Genomic DNA, 12007 nt, shown 5'->3' with positions numbered 1-12007 from the left:
ACCTATCTGGCTGCACTAGTAGAGGGTTGCTATACTATGGCTCTCGACGTTTTTGCCACATGACGACGAATGCGCAGATCACCCCATGATCTGCGCGTTTTTTTGTTGACGCTGCAATGATATATGTCGTCCCGCTATATATTGCGCGGTTTGGGCCTCCCTAAAAACCATCAGCAAAGCATCACGAATCGGCTTTTTACTCCGTGCCGAATGCGTGATGCTTTTTAGAGGGCAGAGAGGGTGAAAATGGGTTGATCTTATTCCATTGCGGCCAATCATGCGGTCAATCAAGAGCGTGGGGTAGTGATCCCGATCTCGCTGGCGTTTGATACCTTCCGTTGCGCCTCACGGTCATTTTCCGTAAGCCTGCCGTCGCCACCAAACTCCAATCACTGGGCAAACGTGTTGAAGGACATACTTTTATTGATTGTCGTGCGGTTTCGCCGTCGTATGAGATACATGTGACGGTTCTGGCAATAATACAAGTATGAAGACACACGCTTTGGCACTTCCAGCCACCACCAGCCCACCAGACACGGTTGATTGGCAGGCCGTCTATGCGGCCTTTCAGCCACGCGTGTATAACCTGTGTCTGTACGCCGTCGGCGACCGCACGCATGCCGAAGATCTGACCTCAACCATCTTTTTGGAGATTTGGCGCTGTCGAACGCGCTATGTGACGACGAAAGGCGCCATCTCAACATGGATTTTTACGATTGCCCATCGCGTCGTTGGTCACCACCTGCGGCAAAAGCGTCCGGCTACCCCCCTTACAGAGGCCACCACGCTACCCGATACCACCAACGTTGAAACGCTGGTGGAACGGCGGGCGGTCATTGCCGCATTGCTCCCGCATTTACGTCAGCTCAGCGTGGAGGAGCATAAGCTGATTGCGCTCAAGTATGGAGCTGGATTAACGAACCGTGATATTGCCACCGTGCTCGACCTGACCGAATCGACGGTTGGCACTCATTTGCATCGACTCGTCGTGCGGTTGCGCCGCGTCTTAGGAGTATACCCTTATGGCGACTAACCATGATGACTTTTTGTACCAGTATCAGGAAACTCCTGATCCCGACTTTACGACCCGCCTTCGTGATCAGTTGCTGGCGGTTGATCGCGTCGAGCGGATACTGCCTCCCACCACTCGGGAAGCAGGTATCGTCCATCTCGCGCACGGCATGCGGAGACGAAGCTGGAGTGGTCGCATCCGTGCGCTGATTGGTGGGGTTGCCCTGCTGGGCACTTTGATGGTGACCCCATTGCACGTATTGGCGACCGACATCCTCTACCAACTTGGGCTGGTTCAGATTACAAATGACCCAACCTATGCCGATATGATTGTTGGAGGGCAGACACCAACACCGCAGCCGACTTCCATCCCCCAAGTCAGCTTCACGTTCGATACGGAGATGACCGATCTCGCAACCATCCAATCGCAGGCGGGATATTCCGTGTATCAATTGAATGGCTTGCCGCCTGGTAGTCGTGTGGTAGATCGTGACATTCAGCATGTGGTAGATGCGGACTATGCAACGGCGACCATGTATCAGCTGAAGGGCCAACTCAGGACGCTGATACTCGTCCAAGCACGCGAAGGGAAACTGTTCACGCAGATGCCAGTGGGGCAGGCCCAAACGGAGTCCGTGACTATCAATGGACACGCTGGAGTCTGGATTGAAGGGTTCACCTTCTTAGACCAAGAGGCGGGGGTCATGGAGAGCAATAACCTAATCTGGAATGCTGATGGTTTTACCTTTTATCTGTCTGGCGTTCCAAGTAAGGAGGAGGGCTTGCTGATTGCAGCGAGCCTGGAACTCACACCGTAGCGTCCAAGCCCTCCATGAATAGTAGTGTCGTCATGGATGTACTGCCTTGAGCATTACGAGCAAGGCATGGTTTTGGCAGTGCAATGGAATTGCACCGTCACGAGGATTGATCGATATCCGTTACCCACGTATTACCACAATAGCTAACCTATGTTCTTAAGTAATTTTGGAGGTATCCATGAGTACCAGACGGTTCAGTCTTAGAATGCTCAGCCTGCTCACCTTACTGAGCATCACTATCCTACCCGCTGCGGCGACCGCTGATTTTGACCTGTTAGATAGCCAAAATGTGACTGCGGTGGATAACGTCTCAACCGCGAATGGAGGAACCTTCAATGGTGGGCGCGTCTATGTGGCGGCCACCAAACAAACCAGTAACAATAACGCCCTGCGGATCAATGGAATCTATACCGATGCCAACGGGATTATTAGCACCAACTTCGTGTTGACCGAAGGCCCCATTCACGATGTTGATGTGACCGAATATCGCGATAATATCGTCGTCGTTGCCGCGATAACCAGCGGTCACATCAAATTGATTGCCTTCAAAACCAATGCCACGGGTGCCAATCGGCTGGAGCGGCTTGGGGATACGGCGGGCGTTGCGACGATTCCAGTCAGCACCAATGGGGTGCATGTGATTCGGGTTGGCCCAACGCCCAATCCCTCAATCGTATCGGCGGCATACCTGAGCGATGGGCGTGCCCGTTTTGATGTATGGACACTTAGCACTGATGGTCAGAACTTTACCCATCAATCAACCAAGATCTCGGCTGGCCAAACGGGCCGACTCGCGATGAGTGCCGATTATATTAAGAGTTCGCGCAACTTCGCCATGGCTGCCCAAGATGCGAACGGCCATATGATCGTCACGCTGTGGCAGGTTGATGTTCATGGCAATCTGCTGAAATTGGCCCAAAGTGCCCGTGGGGTGGTTGATTTTATGGATATTACCCTATCGGGGAATCGAATCTACACGGCAGCAACCAATACCGACTCTCCCTTGGCAACGGCTGAAGTTGCACGCTGGACGGTCGCTGCGTCTGAGAGCGGTGCACCGTTGCCCAATATCTTGGATTACAAAGACGAAGCAACGCTGCCCATCCGATTTTCGGGTAGAATCCAGCTTGTTGATCAAGGGAATGAGGTTGTGGTCATTGGCCAAACCGGCAGCGAAACCGACGACGATGATTGGCAAACCATGCGCTTTTTCACCTATACCTTCAACGGGAGCACTCTGAGCCTCGCCAGCCCGATCAAAGAACTACCCAATCAGGCTGATGGCTTCGATGTCGTCAAAAACGATAGCCGCTTCTTCTTGATGATTGATGGCTTTGTCAATAGCCAAGATAGCCATCAGGTGTGGCAGTATAATTAGCCCACCACTGGCAGCGGATGGTTCATCCCTCCGCTGGGATGAACCATCCGCGACTTTCACGGGGTTCGGAAACCCGCATACCACCCACGAACGGTCGCCTCCCAATCACCATTGAGCACCTGAGTTCGCACTTGCAGGAGCAGATCTGCATCTTGCTTGATAGTGGAATTAATCAGACTACAATCGATTCGCTGAATAATCAATCGTTGATCATACGACCACGTGGTCGTGGTTGTTTTTTGCCCATCGATCTCCCTTACCTGCGACATGAACACATACACCGTCAGTCAAATGCCTGCGGAATTGTTTGATTGTACCATGCGCAGTACCATTATGAGCGTTATCGTAGTGCTCACGCCATCGCTCCGCACGCGATACGCTGTCGCGTTGAGCAGCAACTGCGACGGTATGCCTAAACACGGCCCGTACACAAACAAGGCAAAAAGGCCGCTGGAGGATTCAATTTAGAAACGGAGATGGATGATGACGTGGTATGACGATCTCACCCCTTGTACCTATTTCGACCTTGACCAGCCGCATGGCGATAAACTCCTCGCGGTCGGCTGGCTGGAGCGCGGCCACCCCTATCCGAAAGGCAGCATTGCCAGTGCAGTACAGACCAAACTCGTCTCGCTCTGTGAAAACCCGTGGGAACCGCTTGCGTTTCTCGGTTGGCACGCATGTGATCGCTGTCTGCCAGATGGGCAGCCTGATGCATTGCATGCTGATGGGATGACCGTTCCGATGGGCAGCGAAAATCTCTTTGTCCCCGGTCATGGCCTGCTCTATGTGGCACCGTCACTCATCGTGCACTTCATTGCCGTCCATGGCTATCAGCCGCCGCCCGCCTTCTGCGCAGCCGTGCTGGCGTGTCCGCCCATGGGATCGGAGGACTATCTCCAAGCAATCAGCAGCAATGGTCCGACGACGTTCGCCAAATGGGTTCGAGAGACTCCGAGAAAAGTCCAATAGTGGCTGAATGATGAGGGTAGGAAAAAGGTGGGGCATTCAAGGCGCTGGCGAATCGGAGTACACGGGGATGCCGATCAGCTGAACGATTGCGCTGGCGAAACCGACGTACTTGGAGCGGGAGCCGTCAGCTGCGGAGACCACTGCCCGCGAGTTTTTAGGGGTATAGCAACGATTTGATTAGTCAGGTGTCCACTTCATGGCACATGCGTTTCGGGCGTTTACCCGCACGCAGGGCTTTCTGCATGTACCCATCAGCCGACGGCGACCACAGACCAATAGGATTGCGGAACGATGGTGCGGACAAGGCTGGATGGCGATTATCGCTGATACAGGAACCATTGGCCTGCATGAACGCCTACCAGCTGAGAAGCTTGAGGTTTACAACCCCACAAGGCTAGCCCAAAGTGAGATTGCCGTTGCTCAATCTCACTTTGGGAATGGGATAGTTGGACAGAGCAATGCCGTTGGTTGATCTGCTGAGTGGTCGATCGCCGGTCAAATTATGCGCTGGCTGCCCTGTCATCGCTTAAAAGATTGATCAGGGCGTTGGATAACCCTGTTTCAGCTGTGTGTACTAGGATCGGCACAGTTAACCAGAAATCGAAAACACTGAGCCGCTTGACGAGCTTGCATAGTTGCTAAAGTTGCAGTATCGCCAGTGGCGATCGCAAATGCGCCTCGAGCAAATGAATCGCTTGCACCTTGAAAGAAACTGCCAAGCTCTTGGAGTACGTCGGCTTTAACCACGCCGGGACAATGCGTTGCTTGTTCTTGACCATCTACCCGTTCCAGTCTGCCAATGGCATGCGGGCTGGCATAGGCAATTGCTGCCCAGCGTTGAAAGCTGCGTGGAAGTTGCTCAAAGACTGTTTCGCCAGCGACCTGTTTAATCCAGAGTTGATCGACATCAATTCCGCTGGCTAGTTCAATCAATTCAACAATGCTATCGCCGGCAAGCCGGGCGTGAGTTTCGACAATCCGTGGTCCGCGAGCAGTCAGAATAATTTCGGTATGCGATGGGCCATTCTGTAGATCAAGCGCCGTTAAAACCTGTTCGACAAAGCTTGTAATCTCTGCAACTGTTGCTTGAGGCAGTGGTGCTGGCAAGCAATGGCCAGTCTCAACACTGGTTTGGGGGTCTTTGAATTTTTGGGTGACGCAGATTATATGATGTTGGCCATATTCCGAAAAGGCTTCAACACTATATTCTTCGCCACTTAAATATTCTTCGACCAACATTGCATGGCCTGCTGCACCGGCTTCAAACCATGCTTGGGCAGTGGCAATCTCAGCAGCAGAACGAATAATCGAAACGCCCATGCTTGCTCGACCATCACGCGGCTTTAAGACCAATGGATAGCCATAGCGTTCGCCAAATACCTTAATGTCGTCGGCTGTTTCGACCGATTGCGCTATGGTTGGATCAAGGTTCGCCTCGCGTAAGACTTGACGCATTGCATCTTTCTGGCGCGTATAGTGAATTGTCGCGGAGCTATGATAGGGCAGTTTCAATGCTGCGGCAACATCGGCAGCAATATGCTGGGTCACTTCATTGAAGCCACCAAGCACATCAATCGGAGCATGGCAATGGATTAAGCGTGCCTGCTCGATCCATTGATCGATGGTTGCGTTCGCTGCCATGCCAACGATGCGATCATAATCGCCATGGTTCTTGAGTGTTTTAATATTTTTGACCGGGCACAAGAGACTCAGGCGATGACCAAGTTGCTTGATTTTGGGATGAACCTCGCGAGCTGTGCCGATTAAGAGAAAATGGCGGCTCATGCGCTACCCTCCTTCCTACTACTAGGCGGCATACCCGCTTAATCAACGAAACCCTTGGTGCGCAAAATATCCTCGATTTTGGCGCGATGGGCTTGTTCCCATGCATCAAGGGTTTCGGCTGCATCTTTGGCGGCGCGAGCTTGAGCTTTTGCTAACACACTCTCAGCGCGATCACGAGGTACAACCACAATCCCCTCTTCGTCAGCGACGATAATATCGCCTGGGCCAACCTGAACTCCACCACAAACCAGCGGTTGATTAAGCGGATTGATAACCTCTTTGCCACCAGGAATTGGAATTACGCCGCGAGCAAACACCGGAAATTGGTTGGCGCGAGCTTCAGCCAGATCGCGAATTACGCCATCAATAATGAAGGCTTTGATGCCACGTCGTTGGGCAACCGCACAAACATTGCCACCAGCAACGGCAAAATTAGTATCAGCACCATCAACCACAATGATTGAGCCTGGCTCAGCCCGATAGATCGCGGCATGCAGCATAAGGTTATCGCCAGGCGTGCATTGAACAGTAAAGGCTGGGCCTGCTACACGCGGCATCCCTTGCCATAACGGATGAATCCCCATATCCATCACTTGGCTACGGCTGAGTGCGTCGGCTAAAGTGGTTGGCGAAAGGGCTTCAAATGCTTGATAATCGATCATAATTCCTCCACAAACACATCCATTGTTGGTCTATTCGATCCTCAACCCTTGAGTATAGTATGTGGCATGAAGCTGCGTCAAGCTAGCTTGGTTGGGGATAGTGTTTTCCAAACCCACGCGATTGAAGCTGCCAGCTTAAGCCAGCATCGTTGGTCGCACAAATCGTTCCTTCATCGCCTATTACCCAATAATGACTGGACGATAATCCATGAACTCCCCAGAGGCTCATGCCTGTGGTGGTGCTTTGCTGGTGCCACGTGTTGCCAGCATCACGAGTCATAAGAATTGTGTCGCTACGACCGACGGCCCAGCCTGTTTGACCATCAGGCAAAAAATGCACAGCCGCTAGGTGTTTTTGGGTTGGAGTTGGCTGGAGTTGCCATGAACCGCCTGCATCGCGGCTATGCAAAATCGTCCCGCGATCACCCGCAATCCAGCTGTGGGTCGATGTCGGCTGGCAATGAATGGCTGCGAAGTTTTTGTCACAGCCACTGGCTTGGATTTGCCACGAAGCTCCGCCATCGGTGGTTGCGAGAATGGTGCCATGATCACCAACGGCCCAGCCATGCTGTGCATCAGCAAAATCTAGCCCCCATAAAATTTGGTCAGTAGCGAATGGTGCTTGTTGCCACGAAGCTCCGCCATCGGTGGTTGCGAGAATGGTGCCATGATCACCAACGGCCCAGCCACGCTGCGCATCAGCAAAATAGACAGCTAAAAGATCAGAGCTACAGGGATTTGGTTGAACAATCCAGCTATGTCCAGCATCCGACGTATGGATAATGCTGCCCTCACGCCCAACTGCCCATGCCTTTGTTCCATCACCAAGACTATGAATTGCATAGAGGTTTTTAATTATTGGGCTACTATGGACACGCAGGCTGGTTGCGCTAGCCTGTTTGCTGAACAGCGAGCCACCATCACCAACGATCCAACCAATTTGACCATCGGGCACGAAATCAATCCCATACAGGTTTTTTCCGGTAGCACTGACTTGCGCAGTCCACGTGGTGCCACGATCAGGACTGGTTAGAACTGTACCGCCATCACCCACAATCCACGTGATTGCGGCGTGCGAATTGTGAGTGATCCAGCGCAGCGCTTGGCGACTAAGCTGGGTTTGGGTTTGCCAATGCTGGTCTGTCGTCAATTTTGACCAACATTGGCCAGATTGGGTAATGAGGTAGATTTGTTGATCAATCAGGACAAGATCAGTAAAGGTCTGTTGCGGATCGCAAGCATGCTGCTGCCAGCTGTTTCCGGCATCGATTGTTTGGAGCAGCGTTCCATTACTGCCGCAAATCCAAACCTCTTGCTGATTAACAATCTGGATCGCGAGCAAGGCTGCATCGCAAGCACTCGGCTGTTGGTGCCATGTTTGGCCAGCATTATTGGTCGCGAGAATTGTGCCATGTGCGCCGACAATCCAGCCAGCTTGTCCATCGGCAGAAAATGATATCGCATAATAGTCTGCAACACCAAATCCTAATAATTTTTGTCGCCAATCCCGTCCTGCATTATGCGTCGATAATACCGTACCTGCTGCACCGACAATCCAACCAACCTGCTGATTGATAAACCACATTCCGTAGTAATTAACTGAGGATGGCGAACGTTGCTGCTGCCAACTTTTTCCCGCATCGGTGGTTGCGAGAATTGTGCCGTGCGAACCAACCGCCCAGCCAATCGTCCCTGTCGGATTACTACAGACGGCCCAAAGTGGCTGGGCTACGCCACTGGTTTGGGTTCGCCAACTGCGGCCATAATCAGTTGTATGGATAATCGTACCAGCGTGGCCAACCGCCCAGCCGGTTTGACCATGTTGATCAAAGGTCAGCGCCATGAGCTGCTGATCAGCACCATTTAATTGAATTTGCCAGTGATTGCCATGATCGTTCGTTGAAATAATAATTCCGTCATCACCAACCGCCCAGCCATGCAGGAGATCGCGACTACTGGCAAGGGCTACAAGATCTTTGCTGGTTTTGCTCTGTTGAGCTTGCCACGTCTGCCCAGCATCGTGGGTGCGATAGAAACTGCCATCATCGCCACTAATCCAAGCTGCGCATTCGCTTGCATCAGCCACAATCCCATAGAAATCCTTGTTGCTTGGAGTATGGACAGGATTCCATGTTTGGCCAGCATCGTTGGTTATCAACACTGTTCCTGCACGCCCAACGATCCAAGCGACCTGCTGATTAACTGCAAATACGCTGCGTAAATCGTTGCTGGTTGGGCTTGTTTGCTGCTGCCATGTCTGCCCAGCATCGTTGGTTACGAGAATAACCCCACCATGCCCAACGGCCCAACCATGGACACCATCGGCAGTGCTACAGCGAGCTAATTGCTGATGCAGGCCACTTGATTGAGTTTGCCATGTCTCACCGCCATTCTGGGTTGTCAAGATAATCCCATCGTCGCCAACCGCCCAGCCGTGGCTTGCGTTAGGTGCAAAGGCGACACCATAGAGATTATGCTCAGAACCGCTGGCTTGCTGCTGCCATGAAACACCAGCATCGTTGGTCGCGATGATAATCCCATCGCGACCAACCGCCCAGCCATGCAGCCGATTAATAAAGGTAACAGCGCGTAAATCTTTTTCGGTCACCTCATGCTGTTGCCAAGACGTACCGCCATTGTTGGTCGAAACAATTAACCCACCATCGCCGACCGCCCAACCAACCTGTGGGTCGATCAAACAAACACCTTGAAGATTCATACTGCGTGGCGTAAGTTGCCAACCAACAGCATCCTGCACGTATTGTTGATCGGTCATGCATTTACTCCTGCTGGCTCCCACAGTGCTTGGTGCTCGGCCCAGCGCCAAACCTCAATCAAGCGTTCTTCGGGGTTAGGAGCATCAGTCAGATCAACAATAAACCCGCCGACTTGATCAACACTCATTTGCGCTGGTTGTGAGTGCGTACCTGCCTGAATGCTCCAATCGAAGTGGAGGACCCATGGTTGGGGTGGTTTTGCTTGGCGATAGCCGCGAAAAACCCCAGCTTGCGGTGGAACCAACCCCCAACCGACAATCTTCTTGGGTTGGGTGATCGCCCTTAATCGGCTCGTATCAATCGGCATGCCAGCTTGGCCTTGGATAAAGAGTTGATTTAGATTAATCCCAAATGCCTGCTCAATTGTTCCGTTGATCATACCGCCACCAGTGCGGCTGGCAATTTCGCAAAAGAACAGCTCATCGCCAGGAGTATGAAACAACTCAAGGTGAAAGCTGGTGACGGGTGGAGTTGGCAGCAAAGCCAACACTTCTTTGGCCGCTGCGATTAAGCGCTGGGTCAAGTGATGTTCGGGCCGAAGCATCTGGCTCGCAGTAAACCAGCCTTGGGTAAAGGATAAACCATTGCCAAGATATTGCGATGGCCAGCAGAAACAGACCTCGTTATCGACCAATAATCCATCGACATGATATTGATCGCCTTGGATAAAGCACTCAATTTCTAAACCACGGGGCAGCGGCTGTTGTAAAAACTGGGCCAGATCATCCTCGTTTGCCAGCATTTTTGCCCCCAGCGAGCCACTGCCATCATCTGGTTTGACGATTACTGGGTAGCCATGCTGTTCGATAAATTGAATGATATCGAACGGCTCGTTGATCGCCTGAAAGATTGGGATATTGACCAGCTGAGTGCGATTAACCAGGTGTTGCTTCATCACAACTTTATTGCGAAAGGCCAAGGCACTATCGGCTTGTTGGCCTGGCAACCCAAGATAGCTACGTAAGCGGCCTGCACGCAGAATATCGACCTCTGAAGTTGCAACAATTCGCTCGATTGGCGATTGACGATGCAGCCGTAAAGCCTCAAATTCAATCAGGCCACTGTCTTCATAGTTCTCAAATGGCTGAATCGCCGCAAACCCTTGAAAGCCCTGCACACGGTTGGCAGCCGTAAATAAGCGGGCCTGTGGCACTAAATCGCCAAGCCAATCGCCAAACGGAGCTAAGTGAGGCTTTTGACGATTGAGCACTAAGATCTTCATTCAGCACCTCGGGCAATCGCCAGCGTGGCACGTTCGGCAGTACTCTTGTTCGGGCGATTGAGCGGGCGATCAAGCCCTAGATGGTCACGTAAGGTTGTGCCTTCGTAGTCAGTTCGAAACAATCCACGGCGTTGTAATTCAGGAATCACCAAATCAACAAAGTCGTTTAAGCCATCAGGTAAGCTTGGCGGCATGATGTTAAAGCCATCAGCAGCCTCGTTCACAAACCAATCCTCAAGTTGATTGGCGATCTCGCTGGGGGTTCCAAGAATAAAGCGATGGCCTCGCCCGCCTGCAACCGAGAGATACAATTGGCGAATCGTGAGGCCTTGGCGTTGGGCTTGCTCGTAGACGAGTTTTTGGCGGCTGGTGCTGCCTTGGGTTTCCGGTAATTCTGGCAATGGCCCATCCAAGGGATAGCCTGAAATATCAACATCACCCAACAATCCGGTCAATAGCCCTAAACCAACCACCGGATCAACCAGTTCTTGTAAGATTGCATATTTGGCTTCGGCCTCGGCTCTGGTTTGCCCAACCACTGCAAACACTCCAGGCATAACCTTGGCTTGTTCAGGCGAGCGTCCATGCTTAATCATTTGGCCTTTGATGCCACGATAAAATGTTTGGGCTTGCTCAAGCGTTTGATGGGCGGTAAAAATCACTTCGGCCCATTGAGCCGCAAAATCTTGACCGTCTTCTGATGAGCCAGCCTGCACAATAACTGGGTAGCCTTGGGGCGAACGAGCAAGGTTCAGCGGCCCGCGTACCTGAAAAAATTCGCCACGATGGTGCAACATATGTAGTTTTTGTGGTTCGAAATAGCGGCCTGTGGCTTTGTCGAAGATAAAGGCATCATCCTCCCAACTATCCCACAATCCTGTTACCACATCCATAAATTCGCGTGCCCGCCGATAACGGGTGGCATGATCAGGTTGGTGTTGAAGGTTGAAATTTTGGGCCTCAACATCGGTCACCGAGGTCACAACATTCCACCCAGCTCGCCCATTGCTCAGAAAATCGAGCGAAGCAAATTTGCGGGCAATATGAAATGGCTCGTTATAGGTGGTTGAAGCAGTTGCCGTCAAACCAATCTTTTGGGTAACCATGGCTAAGGCCGAAAGTAAGGTCAGTGGCTCAAACTGAACAATCCGACCCCAACGGCTTAATTCATCTTCATCTTTATAATGGGTGCGGATGCCAACTCCATCCGAGAGGAAAAGCATATCAAATTTGCCACGTTCAGCGGTTTGAGCCACCTGGGTATAGTGTTGAATTTCAAGCCCAGCATTAGCTGGAGTGTTCGGGTGTCGCCACGCGGCAACATGGTGGCCAGGTGCTGGCAGAAAAGCCCCAAGTTTCATCTGTCGTTGCGGTTTCATTGG

The 12007-nt window shown here is 52.0% G+C and carries 9 protein-coding genes; 4 read left to right on the top strand and 5 right to left on the bottom strand.

Features of this window, described 5'->3' with window-relative positions; all coding sequences use genetic code 11:
- Positions 1–487: 487 nt before the first annotated feature.
- The 4 genes from DEF47_RS01865 (at position 488) to DEF47_RS01850 (ending at position 4179) form a co-directional block, all read left to right on the top strand.
- Positions 488–1033: an RNA polymerase sigma factor gene (locus DEF47_RS01865; RefSeq protein WP_012189563.1), complete on the top strand. Its 546-nt coding sequence runs from the start codon at positions 488–490 to the stop codon at positions 1031–1033.
- The gene (locus DEF47_RS01860; protein ID WP_012189564.1) at positions 1023–1829 is read left to right on the top strand and encodes a hypothetical protein; all 807 of its coding nucleotides are present in this window, start codon (positions 1023–1025) and stop codon (positions 1827–1829) included. The genes DEF47_RS01865 and DEF47_RS01860 overlap by 11 nt, the downstream gene beginning before the upstream one ends.
- Positions 1830–2007: 178 nt before the next feature.
- Positions 2008–3207 (top strand): hypothetical protein, encoded by a 1200-nt coding sequence (locus DEF47_RS01855; protein WP_012189565.1) that lies wholly within the window; start codon positions 2008–2010, stop codon positions 3205–3207.
- Positions 3208–3687: 480 nt separating this feature from the next.
- Positions 3688–4179: a DUF7919 family protein gene (locus DEF47_RS01850; RefSeq protein WP_012189566.1), complete on the top strand. Its 492-nt coding sequence runs from the start codon at positions 3688–3690 to the stop codon at positions 4177–4179.
- A gap of 561 nt (positions 4180–4740) precedes the next feature.
- On the opposite strand, the gene DEF47_RS01845 is transcribed toward DEF47_RS01850, so the two are convergent.
- The 5 genes from DEF47_RS01845 to DEF47_RS01825 form a co-directional block, all read right to left on the bottom strand.
- Positions 4741–5964 carry an ATP-grasp domain-containing protein gene (locus DEF47_RS01845; protein ID WP_012189567.1) on the bottom strand — a complete coding sequence of 408 codons (1224 nt, stop codon included), beginning with the start codon at positions 5962–5964 and terminating at the stop codon, positions 4741–4743.
- A 38-nt stretch (positions 5965–6002) separates the two neighbouring features.
- The gene (locus DEF47_RS01840) at positions 6003–6626 is read right to left on the bottom strand and encodes an RraA family protein (protein ID WP_012189568.1); all 624 of its coding nucleotides are present in this window, start codon (positions 6624–6626) and stop codon (positions 6003–6005) included.
- 82 nt (positions 6627–6708) lie between these two features.
- Entirely contained in the window at positions 6709–9402 is a 2694-nt protein-coding gene (locus tag DEF47_RS01835) for a YCF48-related protein (protein WP_012189569.1), read from the bottom strand.
- Positions 9399–10625, bottom strand: a complete 1227-nt coding sequence (locus tag DEF47_RS01830; protein WP_012189570.1) for an ATP-grasp domain-containing protein — start codon at positions 10623–10625, stop codon at positions 9399–9401. Before DEF47_RS01830 ends, DEF47_RS01835 begins: the two co-directional genes overlap by 4 nt.
- Complete coding sequence (locus DEF47_RS01825) at positions 10622–12004, bottom strand: LLM class flavin-dependent oxidoreductase (protein WP_012189571.1); 1383 nt, start codon at positions 12002–12004, stop codon at positions 10622–10624. The genes DEF47_RS01830 and DEF47_RS01825 overlap by 4 nt, the downstream gene beginning before the upstream one ends.
- Between the last annotated feature and the right edge of the window lie 3 nt (positions 12005–12007).

The sequence above is a fragment of the Herpetosiphon sp. genome, from assembly GCF_003512625.1.
GTDB lineage: Bacteria > Chloroflexota > Chloroflexia > Chloroflexales > Herpetosiphonaceae > Herpetosiphon > Herpetosiphon aurantiacus.
The sequence above is the reverse complement of the archived record's forward strand: the minus strand, read 5'-3'. Positions and strand labels throughout refer to the sequence as shown.